Source organism: Labedaea rhizosphaerae (assembly GCF_004362825.1).
Lineage (GTDB): Bacteria > Actinomycetota > Actinomycetes > Mycobacteriales > Pseudonocardiaceae > Labedaea > Labedaea rhizosphaerae.
In genome coordinates this window covers 1,088,847-1,106,365 of sequence record NZ_SNXZ01000003.1, presented here as the reverse complement: position 1 = coordinate 1,106,365, position 17,519 = coordinate 1,088,847, and the positions used below count along the sequence as shown (strand labels likewise).

General features: G+C 69.5%; 19 protein-coding genes. 9 read left to right on the top strand and 10 right to left on the bottom strand.

The annotated features are described in order from the left end of the window. The first annotated feature begins 74 nt into the window (after positions 1-74). On the top strand, positions 75-536 hold the full coding sequence (locus EV186_RS22340; RefSeq protein WP_133851227.1) for a hypothetical protein: 462 nt from the start codon (positions 75-77) through the stop codon (positions 534-536). Between the two features lie 75 nt (positions 537-611). Here the strand turns inward: EV186_RS22340 and EV186_RS22335 are convergent, their stop codons facing one another. Continuing rightward, entirely contained in the window at positions 612-1,295 is a 684-nt protein-coding gene (locus tag EV186_RS22335; RefSeq protein ID WP_243754188.1) for a LysE family translocator, read from the bottom strand. A 332-nt stretch (positions 1,296-1,627) separates the two neighbouring features. Between EV186_RS22335 and EV186_RS22330 the strand changes: the two genes are divergently transcribed. Then, positions 1,628-2,749: an HNH endonuclease signature motif containing protein gene (locus EV186_RS22330; RefSeq protein ID WP_166659271.1), complete on the top strand. Its 1,122-nt coding sequence runs from the start codon at positions 1,628-1,630 to the stop codon at positions 2,747-2,749. A gap of 402 nt (positions 2,750-3,151) precedes the next feature. Here the strand turns inward: EV186_RS22330 and EV186_RS22325 are convergent, their stop codons facing one another. From EV186_RS22325 to EV186_RS22315, 3 genes are all read right to left on the bottom strand, one after another. Continuing rightward, entirely contained in the window at positions 3,152-4,177 is a 1,026-nt protein-coding gene (locus EV186_RS22325; protein ID WP_133851225.1) for an LLM class flavin-dependent oxidoreductase, read from the bottom strand. A 48-nt stretch (positions 4,178-4,225) separates the two neighbouring features. After that, positions 4,226-4,813, bottom strand: coding sequence for a TetR/AcrR family transcriptional regulator (locus tag EV186_RS22320; protein WP_133851224.1), 588 nt, complete (start codon positions 4,811-4,813; stop codon positions 4,226-4,228). A 116-nt stretch (positions 4,814-4,929) separates the two neighbouring features. After that, complete coding sequence (locus EV186_RS22315; RefSeq protein WP_133851223.1) at positions 4,930-5,862, bottom strand: hypothetical protein; 933 nt, start codon at positions 5,860-5,862, stop codon at positions 4,930-4,932. Between the two features lie 322 nt (positions 5,863-6,184). Here EV186_RS22315 and EV186_RS22310 point away from each other — a divergent pair, with 322 nt between their 5' ends. Next, positions 6,185-6,553, top strand: a complete 369-nt coding sequence (locus EV186_RS22310; RefSeq protein ID WP_166659270.1) for a YrdB family protein — start codon at positions 6,185-6,187, stop codon at positions 6,551-6,553. Here the strand turns inward: EV186_RS22310 and EV186_RS22305 are convergent. Next, a complete protein-coding gene (locus tag EV186_RS22305; RefSeq protein WP_133851222.1) occupies positions 6,535-7,266 on the bottom strand; it encodes a TetR/AcrR family transcriptional regulator in 732 nt (243 codons plus the stop codon). The genes EV186_RS22310 and EV186_RS22305 overlap by 19 nt on opposite strands. Before the next feature lie 86 nt (positions 7,267-7,352). On the opposite strand from EV186_RS22305, the gene EV186_RS22300 reads away from it, so the two are divergent. Then, positions 7,353-8,777: a DHA2 family efflux MFS transporter permease subunit gene (locus EV186_RS22300; RefSeq protein WP_243754187.1), complete on the top strand. Its 1,425-nt coding sequence runs from the start codon at positions 7,353-7,355 to the stop codon at positions 8,775-8,777. Between the two features lies 1 nt (position 8,778). Here the strand turns inward: EV186_RS22300 and EV186_RS39020 are convergent, their stop codons facing one another. Beyond that, entirely contained in the window at positions 8,779-8,931 is a 153-nt protein-coding gene (locus EV186_RS39020) for a hypothetical protein (protein ID WP_166659269.1), read from the bottom strand. A 132-nt stretch (positions 8,932-9,063) separates the two neighbouring features. Here EV186_RS39020 and EV186_RS22295 point away from each other — a divergent pair, with 132 nt between their 5' ends. Continuing rightward, the gene (locus tag EV186_RS22295; RefSeq protein WP_208115718.1) at positions 9,064-10,530 is read left to right on the top strand and encodes a serine/threonine-protein kinase; all 1,467 of its coding nucleotides are present in this window, start codon (positions 9,064-9,066) and stop codon (positions 10,528-10,530) included. Positions 10,531-10,535: 5 nt separating this feature from the next. On the opposite strand, the gene EV186_RS22290 is transcribed toward EV186_RS22295, so the two are convergent. Beyond that, positions 10,536-11,408 (bottom strand): LysR family transcriptional regulator, encoded by an 873-nt coding sequence (locus EV186_RS22290; RefSeq protein WP_133851221.1) that lies wholly within the window; start codon positions 11,406-11,408, stop codon positions 10,536-10,538. Positions 11,409-11,490: 82 nt separating this feature from the next. Here EV186_RS22290 and EV186_RS22285 point away from each other — a divergent pair, with 82 nt between their 5' ends. Continuing rightward, on the top strand, positions 11,491-12,393 hold the full coding sequence (locus EV186_RS22285) for a DMT family transporter (RefSeq protein ID WP_243754186.1): 903 nt from the start codon (positions 11,491-11,493) through the stop codon (positions 12,391-12,393). An 11-nt stretch (positions 12,394-12,404) separates the two neighbouring features. Here EV186_RS22285 and EV186_RS22280 read toward each other — a convergent pair whose 3' ends face one another. Together EV186_RS22280 and EV186_RS22275 are read right to left on the bottom strand one after the other, a co-directional pair. Beyond that, entirely contained in the window at positions 12,405-13,349 is a 945-nt protein-coding gene (locus EV186_RS22280; protein ID WP_133851220.1) for an alpha/beta hydrolase, read from the bottom strand. After that, positions 13,346-14,212: an NAD(P)H-binding protein gene (locus EV186_RS22275; RefSeq protein ID WP_133851219.1), complete on the bottom strand. Its 867-nt coding sequence runs from the start codon at positions 14,210-14,212 to the stop codon at positions 13,346-13,348. Before EV186_RS22275 ends, EV186_RS22280 begins: the two co-directional genes overlap by 4 nt. A 49-nt stretch (positions 14,213-14,261) precedes the next feature. Here EV186_RS22275 and EV186_RS22270 point away from each other — a divergent pair, with 49 nt between their 5' ends. Continuing rightward, on the top strand, positions 14,262-14,753 hold the full coding sequence (locus EV186_RS22270) for a MarR family transcriptional regulator (RefSeq protein ID WP_133851218.1): 492 nt from the start codon (positions 14,262-14,264) through the stop codon (positions 14,751-14,753). 27 nt (positions 14,754-14,780) lie between these two features. On the opposite strand, the gene EV186_RS22265 is transcribed toward EV186_RS22270, so the two are convergent. Then, the gene (locus tag EV186_RS22265) at positions 14,781-15,524 is read right to left on the bottom strand and encodes a class I SAM-dependent methyltransferase (protein WP_133851217.1); all 744 of its coding nucleotides are present in this window, start codon (positions 15,522-15,524) and stop codon (positions 14,781-14,783) included. Between the two features lie 157 nt (positions 15,525-15,681). Between EV186_RS22265 and EV186_RS22260 the strand changes: the two genes are divergently transcribed. Together EV186_RS22260 and EV186_RS22255 are read left to right on the top strand one after the other, a co-directional pair. Beyond that, positions 15,682-16,128 (top strand): iron chaperone, encoded by a 447-nt coding sequence (locus tag EV186_RS22260; protein ID WP_133851216.1) that lies wholly within the window; start codon positions 15,682-15,684, stop codon positions 16,126-16,128. Between the two features lie 129 nt (positions 16,129-16,257). Next, positions 16,258-17,514 carry a hypothetical protein gene (locus tag EV186_RS22255; protein ID WP_133851215.1) on the top strand — a complete coding sequence of 419 codons (1,257 nt, stop codon included), beginning with the start codon at positions 16,258-16,260 and terminating at the stop codon, positions 17,512-17,514. Positions 17,515-17,519 lie beyond the last annotated feature (5 nt).

Genomic DNA, 17,519 nt, shown 5'->3' with positions numbered 1-17,519 from the left:
ATGTCCAATGTGGCTCGTTGCGCATAGCATCCGGCCGGTGCCGCGCACCGGCCGTGGCTGGACGAAGGAGTGCCATGTCGAAGAAGTCGTGGATCGCGCGGCTGTGCGTGGTCGGCATCGCCGGTGTCCTCGCGACGACGGCGACCCCCGCGCAGGCGACCGGTCTGGTCACCATGTACACCAGCACCGCCATCACCGACGACTACGCCTACGCCGACGTCTACACCTACCTCGTCCGCCAGCACCAGGCGAACTATTCGGGCGCCATCTGGGACGAATGCGGCGTCGACGGCAAGGGCGATGGGGCCGGCGCATACATGCGTGGCCGCGTGCAGTTCGCCAACGGCGACTACACGGCGTGGTCGCAATTCGAAGGCGACAGCAACGGCTGCGGCAACTCCGGCACCACCTTCAGCGAATACTGGACGTTCCCCAACCGCGACATCACCAACATGCAGCTGCAGCTGTGCGAGGTCGACAACGGCGCGCCCGGCGAGTGCGTCATCCGCACCTTCCCGCGCGGCAGCCAATCCTGACCCGGGCTCGGGCTGTCAGACCCGGGCTCGCGCAGTCACACCCGGGCTCGCGCAGTCACACCCGGGCTCGCGCAGTCACACCCGGGCTCGCGCGGGTACCTCCCGGGCGAGCAGGACGGCCACCACACCGAGAGCCGTGCCAGTGATGCGGCGCTGCCAAACGGCCCACGACCGGCGGGTGCGCACGAGCCGGGCAACCGACCCGGCCAGCAGGATGAGCACCGCGTTGACGATCATGCTGACCGCGATCTGCAGTGCGCCGAGGGTGAAACCCTGGGCGACGACGTGGCCGCGAGCCGGATCGATGAACTGCGGGATGAGGGCCAGGTACATGATCGCGGCCTTCGGGTTCAGCAGGTTGGTGATCAGGCCCATCCGGAAGAGCTTCCCCGGCGAATCACCGGCGAGCTCGCGGGTCTCGAACATCCCACGCCCGCCCGGTTTCAACGCCTGCCAGGCCAAGTAGGCCAGGTACACCGCACCCGCCGCCTTGAGTCCGATGTAGACCCACGGGACCGCGACGAACACGACCGCGAGCCCGAGGTTGGCCATCGTCATGTACACCACGAAGCCGACACCGGTGCCCGACAAGGAGATCCAGCCCGCGAGCCGCCCCTGGCTGATGCTGCGTGACACCAGGTACATCATGTTCGGGCCGGGCGTGAGCACCATCGCGAGCGCGGTCAGCACCATGCCGATGGCCGCTGGGCCGGAGATCACCACTTCGTCATGCCTCTCTTCGTTGTCCTGCCATGTCATCTTCCCTTGATGTCTCGTTTGCGGTGGATCCTTTCCACGTAGTGGACGGCGGTCTGGCTTCGGCGCTGGCCTCTATTAGGGGCGGCTGCCGCGGGTGTTCGCCGCCGGGTGGTTGGGTTGGTCTCGGGGCCGGGGCGGCGAACACCCTTGCCAACGGTGCCGGCGGTTCCGCTGCGTAGGTGGCCGGGTTGAATGGTTGCGTTGCGCTGTTCCCTGCCGTTGTTGGGTGGTTCCGGGGGGTGGCTGGGCTGCGTCGAAGACGGAATATTCCGTCGATTGTTCCCCCATTCGTGTTAGACCATTTGTTCGAATGGCGTGGTATGATCTGGGGTATGGAGCTGGGGGAGCTTAACTCGACTGTTGCGCAGTTGCGGCGTCTGGAGTTGAAGCTGCTCGACGACATTTCCCACTTGGAGTGGAAAGAGTCCGGGTATCCCCAGTTGTGGCGGTTTCTGCAGGATGTCCTGCATCTGACCGCTCCTGAAGCCAAGCGTCTTGAACATCGCGTCGAGTTGTTGTGCCCGAAGGTCGGGATCACCGGACAGTCGATCCCGCCGCGGCTGCCTGCCGCGCGGGCGGCGATGGCGGCTGGGGAGATCTCCGGTGCGCACGTGGACAAGATCGCCACCACGGTGGAGCTGGTCCCGGTCGAGCACGCCGAGCAAGTCGAGGCGGACATGACGGGGTTGGCGCGGAAGTTCAACCCGACCCAGCTCATCCGCCTGGGCGAGCGCATCGTCGACGCCCTGAACCCCGACGGTCGCAAACCCATCGAACCCACCGTGGTCGATGCGCAGAACACGCTGGACCTCTACGAACACCGCGACGGGTCGCTGTCAGGCCAGTTCCGCTTCGGCGGCGAAGACGCGAGCGTGCTACGCGCGCTGCTCTCCCCACTGGCCAAGCCGCAGCCTCAGGACGACCGGACGCTGAGCGAGCGTCAGGGTGACGCCCTGGCCGAGATCATCGGCTTCGCCGCCGACTCCGGCCAGGCTCCCGCTGAGGGTGGCGAGCGTCCGCACATCGCGGTGACGGTCTCTTTGGAGACGCTGCAGACTCGGATCGGCCGGGCCATCCTGGACGACGCCCGCACCCTGACCCCGGAGCAGGCCCGCCGCGTGGCCTGCGAGGGGAAAATCATCCCGGTCGTTCTCGGTGGCCAATCCCAGCCACTGGATATCGGGGAAACCCGCCGCCTGGCCGATAAACGATTGCGCAGAGCCCTCGCTATCCGAGACGGGGGCTGCGCCGCCCCGGGCTGCGCACGAACACCACACCAATGCCACGCCCACCACATTCAACACTGGGCAGACGGCGGACCAACAACATTGGATAACCTGGTCCTGGTATGCCCATATCACCATCGGCTGATCCATCACACCGAATGGACGGTGCACATGGATAACGGACTGCCGGTATTCACCCCGCCGCCGTGGCTACAACGCGCCGGCTAAAAGACGCAGCGTAAATTCCTGTAACTCAGCCACCGCCGGGACCACCCCGGCGAACCGCCGGCTGCCCTCGCAACGCAACCGCTCAACCGGGCCACCCACGCCACGCAACCACCGGCACCGGTGGCAAGGGTGTTCGCCGCCCCCAGCCCCGAGGCCAAACCAGCCACCAGCGGCGAACACCCGCGGCAGCCACCCCACTCGAGGGCCACCGTCCCCGAACAATCAACCCCGCGCCAACGATCCAGCCACTACCCCCAACCGCCGCCGCTCCACCGCAACGGCACGCGCTCGCCAACCCGGAGACGGCGACACGGCAGCAACATCCACACGAGAGCAACCGGGAACGACCTGTCAACCAACATCAGTCACCCGGCCCCAGCCGCCACCCACGACAAGCAACCCTCACTTCGAGAGCGACCGGCCAGAGAATGCGGGTATCACGTCACGGGCGAAGCGGCGGATCTGCCCGCGCATCTCCTCGACGGTGTTGCCCACGAACAACAACGCGGTCAGGTGCTCCAGCCCCGCGCGCTGGTAGGCGTCGACCTTGGCGCACACCTGTTCCGGCGTGCCGACGAGGTTCATCTCGAGGTACTCGTCGAGTCCTACGCCCTTGGTCATGGTGTGGCTCAACGACTTGCGGAACAGGTCGAACGACGAGTCGAGGAACGTCTCGCGTGCTTGTTCTGGCGTGTCCCCGAGGCACACCACCGACTGCAGCGCGGTGGCGATCTCGCCGGGGTCGCGGCCGATCGCGCGGGCGTGCTCGGCGATCTTGGCCCGGCCCTCGGCGATCTTGTCGGGGCCGATCTTGGCCGGCAGCCAGCCCTGGCACAGCTCGGCGGCGCGGCGCAGCGACCCGGGGGAGTTGCCGCCCGAGTAGACCGGCAGCGGTGACTGGACCGGCTTCGGGAAGCTCTCGACGTTCTCGAAGCGCACGTACTTGCCGTCGTAGGCGGCGATGTCCTGCTCCCACAGCGCGCGCAGCGACTCGATGGTCTCGCGGGTGAGCTCGGCCCGGTTGGCCTTCGCGAGGTCGGGCCGGACCCGCTCGAACTCGTCGCGGTAGCCGCCGACCGCGACGCCAAGCAGCACGCGCCCGCCGCTGAGCTGGTCGAGCGTGGCGACCTGCTTGGCCAGCAGCACCGGCTCGCGTTGCGGGAGCACCATGATCCCGGTGGTCAGCCGCAGCACCGAGGTGCGGGCCGCGATGTGGGACAACGTGATCAGCGGTTCGAAGTAGTCCGGCGGTTGGGCCCACGCGTCCCGCACGAACTGCATGGTGTTCAGGTGGTCGTTGCCGCCCGCGTCGTGGTAGCCGAGTTGCTCGGCCTCCAGCGCGGTGTCCACCACTTCCGTGGCGGTGGCGAACGGAACCGGGTGCATCATCCCGGCCGTGCAGGTCGGGACCTCGATACCGAACTTCATGGCCTCCTCCTGAGATTCACTACGCTACGGTAGCGTAGCACAACTCGATCAGGGGAAGCGTTGGGAAAGGCGGGCCAGGACGTCGTCGACGACCCGCTCGGCGAACTCGATCGTCAGGGTCCGGCGCGAGAGCAGGCGCCGGTAGAACAGCGGTCCCAGCACCAGGCTGGCCAGGGTGTCCGAATCGCGCGCGCCCGCGTCCGGCTCGCCCCGCTCGACGGCGCGCAGCACGGCGGTCTCGATGGGCTTGCGCCGCTGCGCGGTGAACTCGGACAGCAGCCGCGCGAGCTCGGCGTCGTCCTCGGCGGCGGCGATCAGCCGGGGCAGGATCCGGCCTGCAGGCTCGGTGTTCAGCACCGCGACCAGCTCGCGAACGAAGGACTTGAGGTCGCCCGCCAGGCTGCCGGTGTCGGCGATCTCGGCCCTCGGCACCGCGGTCTCGACCGCGGACAGCAGCAGGTCGCGCCGGTTGGGCCATTGGCGGTAGACGGTCGTCTTCGCCACGCCCGAACGCACCACGACCGCCTCGATCGTGGCGCCCTCGAAGCCCCGCTCCGAGAGCACCTCGACCGCGGCGGCCAGGATCGCCTCCCGGGAGCGCTGGACCCGGGGGTCGGTGGAGGGTGATGCGGCCATGTCGGTCCTCCTGCTCGGTGCGGTCCGATACCGGATCGTAGCGAACGAGGTCCGACGCAGACGAAAACGGCGGGGCGACCCCGTGAGGGCCGCCCCGCCGCCGAACTCGCCTGGGATCAGGTGAGGGTGAGGACGTTGTGCATGCCCATGAAGGTGTGCGGCATGCCGTCCTCGTCGCTGGGGACGTAGCAGACGACCGCGTACCGGCCGGGCTTCAGGTCGAGGTGCACGATGGCCCAGCGCCCGGGGGAGATCGACTGCAACCCGGCCTGCAGGCCGGTGAACGGCTTGGGCGGCCGGGGGCCGCCCGACATCACAGCGTCGTAGTAGGCGGTGATGTCGTCGTCCGTGATGCCGTCGCTCACGGGCCGGAAGACCGTCTCGTGCATCTCGTCACCGGTGACGATGTTGAGGAACGTGCCGTCGTGCGGGAACGTCTCCGGGACCCCCTGGAACCGCGGGTCCTCGGCGGACATCGTGGCGTCGATGGTCGCCGTGTAGGTCGGCAGCGGCGAGTACAGGAACGCACCGACCACCTTCACCTCGTGGTAGCGCGGCACGATCGGCGGGGAGTCGATGTCGTAGATGTCCACGAAGTAGTACGTGCCCGCGGTCAACGGAATCGTGACTTCCTGAGCACCGTACGTGCTCGTTACCGCGCCGCCGATTTCGGTTATGTCACGATAGAGGCCCTGCATTCCGGGGACCGTCTGACCCTCGATGCCGGACAGGGCCATGTCGATGTCGTTTTTCGCCATGTCGAGGGTCGCGCCCGGGTTGAGCGAAAACCCCTGGATGGCGTGGAAGACGTTTTCGGGCGTGGTGAACCGGAACGTGACATATCCGGCATGCAAGACCTTCGGCATCTGGAAGCCGCCCTCGGCGGTGACGTCCACCGACACCACCGGGGTCTTCGCACGCCAGGGCACCGGGTGCCCGCCTGGGTTGTCGGGGGTCCCGCTCGCCACCGCCGAGCCGCCGGCAAGCAGCGTCGCCGCCGAGAGCATGGCTACGACGAATTGAACGGGTCTGACTTTCTTGATTGACATCAGTGCCACCTGAGAATACGCCAGCGCAGCTGGGAAAAGGGCCGATAAATGGTGAATGGCGAGCCGGACGTTATAGTGAGGCGAAACACAGTGTCAAGGTCACAGGCCAGAACTTGATCAAAGTATCGCGAAGAGCGACCGAATGGCCTACCGGGCAGGCACTCTTGATGACTGTTGGTTTGTTCTCGAGCGCGGTCGGTTGCAAAGTCGCGGTTTCAACACTCCCGTTCGGGCTAGCGGGAAACTGACCCGGGTCGTCGGACCCGCGCCGGAGGGCCGTGCGCATGCCGGGACCGCGTCCAGGCGGCCCTAGGCTGACGCCGTGACCTCCGAACAGGCCCCCAAGATGCAGGGGATTTCCGGGCTGGTGCTGGCCGTCCGGTTCCTGACCGAGCTGGCGCTGCTGGCCGGTCTCGCCGTCGCGGGTGCGCGGCTGGGGCAGAACGCGGCGTTCAGCATCATCGAGGCCGTGGTGTTCCCGGCCGCGGCCGCGGCGTTGTGGGGGCTGTTCATCGCGCCGCGGGCGAACCGGCGCCTGGCCGAGCCGCTGCGGTTCGTCGTGGAGTTCCTGCTGTTCGCCGCGACCGGGCTGATCCTGGCGTTGTCCGGTCTGGTGGTGCTGGGCGTCGTCATCGCGGTGGCGGGCACCGCTTTCGCCGCCCTCACCCGGGTCTACGCCAAGGACGGCTGACCCGGGAGCCCATCGAGCATCAGGCCGAGGGTGAACGCGAACCGGTCGTGGGTGGTTCCGGCGGTGAGCTCGGCGGCGTAGCGCTTGGTCTGCGGGAAGGTGTCGGGCAGCGCGGCGAACCGGTTCAGCATCTCGTCGCGGCTGCGCACCCAGGCCTCGTCGCTGCGGCGAGCGGCCAGCGAGACCTCGAGGCTGTGGGCGTTGACGTAGAGGGTCAGCGCGTCGATGGTCCACGCGGCGGTCTGCGGGTCGACGCCCCCGGCGAGCAGGATGGCCAGCATCCCCTCGCTCACCCGTAGCGTGTCCAAGTTGGACGGAGCGGCAGCGAAGGCCGCCTGTGAGATCCCCGGGTAACGCAGGTACTGGTCACGCAGTTGCGTGCAGACGTCGATGAGCTGGCGGCGCCAGGTGGCCGGGTCGGGCGCGGGCAGTTCGATCTCGGCGCACAGCCGACCGATCAGCAGCTCGTCTAGGTCCTCCTTGTTGACCACGTGGGCGTACAGCGACGACGGTCCGGTCTCCAGCGCGGCGGCCACGCGCCGCATCGTCAGGGCTTCGTAGCCTTCTTTTTCGACGATGTCGAACGCGGTGCTGATGATCGCCTCGACCGTGATCGGCTTCTTGCGCCTGCCGGACGGGCCGCGCCGCGCGGCCGGCGCGCTCGGGTCGAGCTGGTGCCGGGCGGCGCGGCGTTGCTGCGGGGTCGGCGACATGCGCGCAGTCTAACGAACGGTGTTCTGAATCACGGCGAACGCCATTCGCATTGACACGAACGCTGTTCGTAAGTAGAACGGCGTTCGTGACTACTGACCTGCGCATACCGGCAGCGACCACCGTCCTGCCGTTGCGCACCGCATGGCTCGTCCTCGTCGTCGTGGTTCTGGCCGACGTCATGGACCTGCTCGACTCCAGCATCGCCAACCTCGCCGGCCCGTCCATCCGCGCCGACCTCGGCGGCGGCCAGGTCACGCTGCAATGGGTGCTCAGCGCCTACACCGCGGCGTTCGCCCTCGGCCTGGTCACCTCGGGCCGCCTCGGCGACCTGCTCGGCCGGCGCCGGCTGTTCCTGCTCGGCATGACCGGCTTCACCCTGACCTCGCTGGCCTGCGGGCTGGCCCCGAACGTGGTCTTCCTGATCGTGGCCCGCACGCTTCAGGGCCTGTTCGGGTCGGTCATGATCCCGCAGGGCCTCGCCCTGGTGAAGGTCGTGTTCCCGCCGCGGCACCTGCGCAAGGCGCTGATGCCGATGGGCCCGATCATGGGCGTGGCCACCGTCGCCGGGCCGATCCTGGCCGGCTGGCTGCTGCACCTGGACCTGTTCGGCAGCCAGTGGCGGTCGATCTTCCTGATCAACGTGCCGTTCGGCGTCGTCGCCGGGGTGCTCGCCTGGCGCGTCCTGCCGCGCCGCGGCGGTGAAGACCGCACGGCCCGCCTCGACCTGACCGGCGTCGGTCTGCTGACCGCGGCCTCGGCGCTGCTGATCATCCCGCTCATCCAGGGCCGCGAACTCGGCTGGCCCGCCTGGACCTACGCCATGATGGGCGCTTCGGTCGTCCTGCTCGCGTTGTTTGTCATGTCCGAGCGGCGCACCGCGCACCCGGTCATCGCGCCGTCGTTGTTCCGCAAGCGCAGCTTCGTCGTCGGCCTCCCGATCGTGGCCGGGTTCTACGCGGCCCAGGGCGCGTTCGTCCTCGTGCTCAACCTGGTCCTGCAACTGGGCCTGGGCTGGACGCCGCTGCAGACCGGTTTCACGCTGATCCCGTGGGCCCTCGGCACCGTCGTCGCCGTGCTGCTCGCCGGTGCCGTGCTGGCCGAGAAGCTGGGACGCGCGAGCCTGCACCTCGGCCTGTCCGTTGCCGTCGTCGGCCTGCTGGCCCTGTGGTGGTGCTTCGCCCACTGGGGTGCCGAGATCACGGTGTGGAAGTTGGTGCCGGCGTTGCTGGTCACCGGGTTCGGCTCCGGATTGGTCTTCGTCCCGCTGGTCGACTTCATCCTCGGCGACGCCACCGCCGAGGAGGTCGGCACGGGCGCGGGGCTGCTCAACGCCGTCCAGCAGTTCGCGGGCGCCATCGGCGTCGCCGCGCTCGGCACGGTGTTCCTGGCCCGGACCGGGCACTCGTACTTCGGTGCGGCGGAGATGGTGTTCGCCATCATCGCCGGGCTGGACGTCCTCGTGCTGGTCCTAGTGGGTCTGCTACCCAAACACGCGCAGCAGACGCATTAGCTCAACGGACGTGGTTGCGGAAGAAGGACTTGTCGATGCTTGTGACCTCGACCGTCCGGACCTCGCTGATCTTGCGCAACGCGATGCGCTGCACTGCGCGCCTGCGCCAGATCCGCGGGTTGCGCAAGTCCTCTTCGGTGAGATCCCCCGTCACGATCGCCTTATCCGAAGCGGGGAAACGCCCGTTACCGCGATTCTTGGTAGCCGTCGGTCCACCCTTTGTACCTGCGCGTTGATCGGTGCGAGCGGCGATTGGGCGGAATCCGGTGGGGGTTAGGGTTTCGCCGTGTTCGCGGAGTTGTCGCTGCCGGGTTACGAGGTGATCGACGTGCTCGGCCGTGGCGGGTTCGCCGTCGTGCACCGTGCGCGCCAGACCACCATCGACCGCGAGGTCGCGATCAAGGTCGACGGCCGGGTCGTGCTCGACGAGCGTGACCAGCGCCGGTTCCTGCGCGAGGTCCGCGCCGCCGGGCGGTTGTCCGGGCACCCGCACGTGGTCGAGATCTACGACGCGGGTGTGCTGCCCGACGGGCGGCCCTACCTGGTGATGGAGCTGTGCCCGAACGGATCGCTGCGCGGCCCGATGCCGGTCGCCGACGTGGTCCGCACCGGCGCGCAGATCGCCGACGCCCTCGTCGCCGCGCACGACCTCGGCGTGCTGCACCGCGACATCAAGCCCGGCAACATCCTGCGCAAGCGTTACGGCACCCCGGCTCTGGCCGACTTCGGTCTCGCCGCCCTGGTCGATCCCGGCCGGGACTCGTCGGTCACGCTCGCCGCGCTCACTCCCGCCTACGCGCCACCGGAGGCCTTCCGGCACGAGGCGCCGACCCCGCGCTCGGACGTCTACTCGCTCGCGGCCACGCTCTACGCGCTGCTGTCCGGCCGCCCGCCGCGCTTCCCCGGCGACCGCCAGCCGAGCCTGCCGGAGATCGTCCGCTACCACGACGAGCCCATCCCGGACCTGCCCGGCGTGCCGCCGGAGGTGACCGCGGTGCTGCGCCGCGGCATGGCGTCCGATCCCGCCCAGCGCCACCCGGACGCGGCGGCGTTGCGTGCCGACCTGAACCGGTTGATGGACCTCGGCATGCCCGCGTCGGTGTCGGCCAACCTGACCACGATGCCGGTGCCGCAAGTCCACTCCGGACAGTCGACGACCCAGAAACCGGCTCGCAGCAAGCTGATCGCGGCGCTGGCCATCGGCGTCGCGGCGGTGCTGGTGCTGGCCGGCGTGTGGATCCTGGTGAACCACGACAACACCGCCGGCACCCCGGTAGCGGGTGGCCCGTCGCCGAACATCGCCCAGACCCCCGACGCCACCACCACCTACGGCGTCCAGACCACCACCGACGGCTGCCCGGCGGCGTCGGTGGCGGGCGCGCACGCGCGGTGCACCCAGCGCGCCGAGTGCTGGAGCGGGATGGTCGTGATCCAGGGCGAGGTGACCAGCATCCGGCGCATCGACTGCAGCACCGAGCACGTGTACGAGACCTTCGCCATCGCCGAGGTGCCCGCCACCCTCGCCGAGGACTACATGGACGTGCTGGAAGCCGATTCGTCGGTGAAGGCGGTGTGTTCGCAGAAGACCTTGATGGCGTCGCGTTTCGGCGATGCCGTGCAGTACAAGGACTGGACGCTCGAGGTGCTGCCGCCCACGCCCGACGACCGCACCGCGGGGCGGCGGATCTACCGCTGCCTGGGCACGCCCACCGGGCACACGGTCAGCGGTTCGGCCTTCCGTCCGCGCAAGTAACAGCTCTAGGGACAGACCAGCCCTTCCAGCAACTCCACGGCACGCTGCGCGGCGGGGTGCTGGGCGACGGACTTCTTGACCGCGACGCCGATGTGGCGGACCGGGGTCGGTGACACCAGGGCGACGGCCGCCAGGTCCTTCGGCAACTCGCCGAGGCCGAGCTGCGGTACCACGGTGATCCCGATTCCCGTTGCCACGAAAGCGATCGCGGTCCGGTAGTCGTGGGTCTCGACCACGAAGCGCGGCACGAAGCCGGCCTGCGCGCATGCCGCGAGCACGACCTGGCGGCACGGTCCGTCCCGCAGGTCGTTGTCCACCCAGTCCCGGCCGGCCAGGTCCGCGAGCGGCACCTGCGCCGACTCGGCCAGCGGGTCGTCGACGCGCACGACCACGCGGTACGGGTCGGCGGTCAGCCGGCGCACGTCGACCAGCGGCGAGTGCCCGCCGCCCTGCTCCTCGACGAAGATGTCGACGTCCGGGTCGGCCGGGGTGAACTCGGTCATCCGCAGGTCCAGGCGGAGTTCGGGGAACTCGGCACGCAGGACCGCGACCGTCGGGGCCAGCCAGGTCGCACCGGCCGACCCGAAGTAGCCGATCGCCAGGCTGCCCACCCGCCCCTCCCGCAGGTCACCCACCACGCGTTCGACCCGGCCGACGGCTTCGAACAACGCCTCCGACTCGGTGGCGAGGGCCCGGCCGGCCGTGGTGGGCTCGATGCCGCGCCCGACCCGCTCGAACAACCGCAGGCCGGTTTCCCGTTGCAGGGCCGCGAGTTGCTGGCTCAACGCGGAGGGCGTGTACCCGAGGGCGGACGCGCTGGCCCGGATCGAACCGGTCGCGACGACGGCACGCAGGACGCGGAGACGTGCGATGTCCATTCCCTGACCGTACAGACACACTTAACGGTTGTACAGAATTGGTCGCTTGTGCTTTACGGTCGATCGCGCTGACGATGGACTGGTGACCGACCAACTCCTGACCAATCAACTCGTGACCGCCAGGCCAACCGACACCGGCCGGACGGCGGCGGCCATCGTGCTCGCCGTCGTGCTCTGGGGCTCGGCCTTCATCGCCATCCGCGTCGTCGGGCATTCCCTGTCGCCCGCCCCGATGGCGTTGCTGCGCCTCGGCGTCGCCGCCGCCGCGCTCACCGCGCTGGTGCTGGTCAAGGGCGCGGCTCGCGTCCGGCTCTCGCGCACGTCACTGCTGCTGGTCGGGGCGTACGCCGTGCTGTGGCTCGCGGGCTACACCGTCGCGCTCAATGCCGGCGAGCGGTTCATCGACGCCGGGACCGCGGCGCTGCTGGTGAACCTCGCGCCGCTGATGGTCGCCTTCGGCGCCGGACGATTCCTGCGCGAAGGCTTCTCGCGCCCGCTGATCACCGGCTCCCTGGTCGCCCTGGGCGGGGCCGCGATCATCGCGACGGGGGCTACCGCGCAGCGCAACGTCGCCGGTGTCCTGCTCTGCGTGCTGGCCGCGGTGCTGTACGCCGCCGGGGTGCTGATCCAGAAGGTCGCGCTGCGCAACGTCGACGGGCTGACCGCGATCTGGCTGGGTTGCGTCATCGCGACCGTGGTCCTCCTGCCGTGGGCGCCGCAACTGGTCGGCGAACTGCGGGTGGCGCCGGCCGGCGCCATCCTCGCCACCGTCTACATGGGAATCTTCCCGACCGCGATCGGCTTCACCGCGTGGGCGTACGCGTTGCGCCGCACGGACGCCGGCCGGCTGACCGCCACCACCTACGCCGTGCCGGCCGTGTCCGTGCTGTTGTCGTGGCTGGTGCTCGCCGAGATCCCGACGGTGTACAGCCTCGTCGGCGGCGCGGTCTGCCTGACGGGTGTGGCCATCTCCCGCCGGCGGTAGCGGCTAGCGGATCACGGCGCTGCGGCGCCGGTCGCGGGGCGAACTGCCGGCGCGGGATCGAGCAGGTGGCGGTGCAGGAAGGACAACTCGGCCGCGACAGCCTGTTCGTGCCCATCCAGGAAAGGCTCGTAGTGGCCGCCGGGCATCCGGACGAGCTCACCGCGGGGGGCGCGCTGGGCCGCGCGGACGCCCGGTTCGGCGAACACCGACTGATCGTGGTCGCAGACGACGACGAGCAGCGGGCACCGCACGCGGGCCGCGTCCCGGGTGGGCCGGTAGAAGCCGATCCGGAGCGTGGTGCGGGCGGCGACCGTCTGCGGCCATTGCGGGTACCGGTTGCCCGGGTTGAGCGCCCGGTCGCCGTCGAGGCCGTCCGGAGTGGTCAGGAACGCGACCGTGCTCGGTTCCCCGGCCAGCGGCACCAGCAGGGGCGGCCGGCCGAGCGGGCTGCCCACGGCGTCGCGCAACGCTCGGCCCATGAGCCGCAACATCGGCAGTGGCCTGCGGTGACGCATCGTCTTGCGCGCGGCCACCTGGCCGTCGACCAGCGGCGTCTGGGCGATCGCCGCCGCCAGCCGGGGGTTGCGGGCCGCGACGCGCAGGACGTGGCCGCCCGAGAGGGAGAAGCCCCAGATCGCCAGCTTCGCCGGGTCGACGCCCGGCAAGGTCGTGGCGAACTCGATCGCCGCCTGCCAGTCGGCCAGTTGCTCCTTGACGCGGATGACCTGGCGTGGCCGGCCACCGCTCTGCCCGAGGTGCCGGTAGTCGAGGGCGAGGACGGTGAACCCCGCCTCGTGGAACCGCCGGGCGAACGGGTCGGTGCCCGGTTCCTTGGTCACCCCGCCGCCGGCGGCCATGATGACGCAGGCACCGTTGGTCCCCGGGTAGTGCCAGGCGGCGCATTCGCTGTCACCGCTGGCGAAGCGGACCAGTTTCCGTTCGCTGGACGCGGTCACGATGCCCTCCCGGGCTCGAAGTCGGCGACGTGGTGGGCGGCCCATTCGGCGAAGGTGTGCGGCCGGCGGCCCAGGATCTTCTCGAGTTCCGACGTCGGCGGGAACTGCGGATGCGTGCAGTTCGCGGCGTAGCGAGCCATCATCGCGGTGACGAACGGCTCGGGTAGCCCGCCTGCCACCATGCCGCGCGCCGCGGCTTCGGCCGGCACCTCGTGGAACCGCAGCGGCCGGCCGAGCGCGACGCCGAGCTGCCGGACCATCTCCTCGTGCGACAACGACTCCGGCCCGGTGAGGTCGATGCGCCGGCCGAGCAGCTCGTCCTCGGTGAGGGCCTTGACCAGGGCCGCGACCAGGTCGCGCTCGTCCAGGGGCGATTCCTCGAAGCCGGCGTACACGTAGCGGACGTCGTCGCCCGCGCGGATCTGGCCACCCCAGGCGGCCAGCGCGTTGAGCGCGAACGCGCTGGGCCGCAGGCTGACCCAGTCGAGACCGCTCGTCGCGGCCGCGTCGTCGACCTCTTTGTTGCGGTCGCCGCGCAAGCGCGACGGCTGCGTGTCGAGCGGATCGTCCACATTGGCCGCGGCGAGCGCGACGACCCGGCGGACGCCGAGGTTGCGGGCGAGCGCGACGAGGCGGTGGGCGGCATCGCCGACGGCGCGGGAGTGCAGGAACAACGCGTCCGCGCCGCGCAGTGCGTCCGTGAGGGTTTCCGGCTGCTGCGGGTCGCCTTCGACGACCTCGACGCCGGCGGGCAGTCCCGCTTCCCGCGGGGAGCGGGTGACGGCGCGAACTTCATGGGCCTCGGCGAGTTCGGCGGCCAGGAGGCGTCCGACGACTCCGGTCGCCCCGGTGAGCACGATCATGGCGGGTTATCCTGTCTCTGAACTTCAGATAATACGAGGAGCATATCATATGAAGTCCGTAAGAGGTGGCGATGCCGGTCGTCGCCGACGCCGGACGACCGTGGCGGTGAAGCAGTCGCTGCGCGAGCTGCGCAACCAGCTCTCGCTGTTGAACCACCAGGTCAGCGCGCGTCTGACGCTCAAGGACGTCGACCTGGACTGCCTCGAGCTGATCGCCCGCCACGGCCCGCTGAGCCCGAGCACGCTTGCCCGCCGGGCCGGCCTGCACCCGGCGACGATGACCGGAATCCTCGATCGGCTGCAGAAGGGCGGCTGGATAGTCCGCGAGCGCAACCCGGACTCCGCTGACCGCCGCGCGATCGCCGTCCGGGCGGTCCGCGGCCGCAACGCGGAGCTGTTCCGCCTGTATTCGGGCATGAACACCGCCATGGACGAGCTCTGCGACGGCTACAGCGAGGCGGAGTTGGAGCTGATAGCGGAGTTCCTCCGCCGTGCGACGGAGGCCGGCCACACGGCGACGGCCGACCTGGCCGAGAGCTGACGCGTCCGCCGCCGCGCGTTCGGGACGCTAGGCGCGGTCGGCCACGACATACCAGACCCGGCCGATGATCCGGCCCTGGTCGTCGGTGCGCAGCTTCGACCGGTCCGCGGGGTCCATGGGAACGCCCATCCGGTGCAACCGCTCACCCATCCCCGCCCACGCCTCACCCTTGAGCGCGGTCGTGTACTCGGTCAGTTCGATGTCGCGGATGGTCCAGTGGTTGCCCAGGTGCTCGCGCAGGTCGTCGCGGCTGACGGTCATGGGCAGGCCGAAGCCCTCGTTGCCCTCGTCGGCGAAGCAGAACAGGTGCAACCGCGCGCCCGGCAGCGTGACCCGGGCCAGCGCCGCGGCGTACGCGTCGCGCTGGGAAGCGGTGAGGCAGTGGTAGAGGGCGCTGTCCAGCACCGTGCTGAACTTCGCGTCCACACCGTCCATTGTGGTCACGTCGGCGTGCAGGAACGTCACGTCCACGCCACGTTCGGCCGCGCGGGCCCGCGCGGTGTCCAGTGCCACCGGCGATCCGTCCACACCGGTCACGCGGTACCCGCGCGAAGCCAGGAAGATCGCGTTCTCGCCGAGCCCGCACCCGGCGTCGAGCACCTCGTCGTGCAGCACGCCCGCGTCGGCCAGCCGCACCACGGCGGGCTGCGGCGCCTTGATGTCCCACGGCACGCCTTCGGCGAACGGCAGGTCGGCGCCCTTGAGGATCGAACCGCCCTCGTAGACGCCGTCGAAGTCCACCTCGTCCAGCCGGAAACCCCGCTCCGTCATCGTGCACCCTCCCCGCGGTCGTAAATCAACACGTGATGAATACGCTGCTCCGCGCGCCCGGCGGCGTCAAGCCTCCGATCGAGCACGAATGGAGAAGCGCTGGTCACAGGGCGCGCATAAAGTCGGAACCAGCACACCGACGACGGAAGGCACGGCCATGGCCGCCACCAAGAGCACCTACGACGGGTTCAGCGCCGAAGAGCGGGCCGCGATGAAGGAACACGCGCAGGAGATGAAGAAGAGCGCGCGTCGCAGCCCCAAGACGGCCAAGGTCGACGGCGAGCAGGACGTGCTGGGCAAGATCGCCGAGATGTCCGGCACGGACAAGGAACTCGCCGAGGCGTTGCACGCACTGGTCAAGGAGCACGCGCCGGCGCTCGCGCCGAGGACCTACTACGGGATGCCCGCCTACGCGCTGGACGGCAAGCCCGTCTGCTTCTTCAAGCCGGCGGCGAAGTTCAAGATGCGCTACGCGACCCTCGAGTTCAGCGACGCCGCACAGCTCGACGACGGTCCGATGTGGCCGATGGGGTATGCCCTGACCAAGATGACTCCGGCCGTGCGCAAGCAGATCATCGCGTTGCTCAAGCAGGCGGTGGCCTGACCGAGTTGTCGGATGTCCGCCATGGCTGGTTTGCGCCACAGGTGAGCACTGTACTCCGAGGGTGACCTTGCAAATACTGAGCGGGTCCGGCGTGCGCGAGGGCACGCCGCACGTACGAAGGGCACGCTCATGAGACGAAGGACCCCGCTGTTCGCCGCAGCGGTCGTCGGCATGGCGGTCGCGATGATCCCGGGCCAGGCCGTTGCCAGTAGCGCAACGACTGCTGCCCCGGTCAACGCTTCCGCTGCGGTCGGCTTTGTCGCCCCGTTGCGCGTCAACCTCGGCGGCCACACGTTGAGCCCGGCGGGTCAGGCCAAGCTCGACGCGATCACCGCGAAGCTGCCGGCCGACTGGCAGCAGCGCCTCGCCCGCCACCGGGACGCCGCGGACATCGACAGCTCCACCCCGGACCGGATCGTCGCGAACGTGATCGATCCGACGCAGTACCAGTGCCAGGACACGCAGTTCACCGAGTACGCCAACTCGCTGCTGGACGGCATCTCGTTCGACGACCTGCTGATCCTGGTCTTCCTCGACGTGCTGGACTACCCGACCTACGACGCCATCTTCTTCGGCAAGCCGGGCAACACCGAGGACTACGGCCTCACGCCCGAGTACAAGGGCGCGGTGACCCACACGGTCAAGGCGGCGCAGAAGTTCTGGGACGTCGACCTGTTCGACGTGCAGACCATGGCGATGCAGAACGACATGCTGACCGACCACGACCGCGTGGCGGCCACCATGGCGATCCTGTTCGGCCTGGACGACGCGACCGCGTCCGAGGAAGCGGACCTGATCCAGGAAGTGCTGAACGACTCGCCGGTGCTCGACGGCGGCCGCAACCCGATCTTCACGCTCAACGCGTTCGCGTTCAGCGCGGAGGGCGAGACCGACCCCGTGTTCCAGGGCATCCCGGACAAGATGGTCTTCGGTGAGGGCCTCGGCACCGCGCTCGACCACCTCGGCCTGGGCACCACTGGCGCCAAGGGCGTGATCGGGCACGAGATGTCGCACCACGTGCAGTTCGAGGACGGCCTGTTCGACAGCCCGCTCGCCGGCGCGGAGGCGACCCGTCGCACGGAGCTGATGGCCGACGCGTTCGGCACGTACTTCGTGGCGCACAAGCGTGGCCTCGCGATGAACGCCGTGCAGCTCCACCAGGTGGAGCAGGCCTTCTACGAGGTCGGCGACTGCCAGTTCTCCTCCGCCGGTCACCACGGCACGCCGAACCAGCGCCTCAAGGCGTCGGTCTGGGGTGCCGAGCTGGCCCGGGCGACGCCCCCGCCGTTCCCGGTGATGCCGTCGCTGCAGCTGGACACGAAGTTCGAGAAGAAGCTGCCGAACCTCGTGAAGCCGGACGCCAAGCCGGCCACGTCGGCCGCGTGATCTGA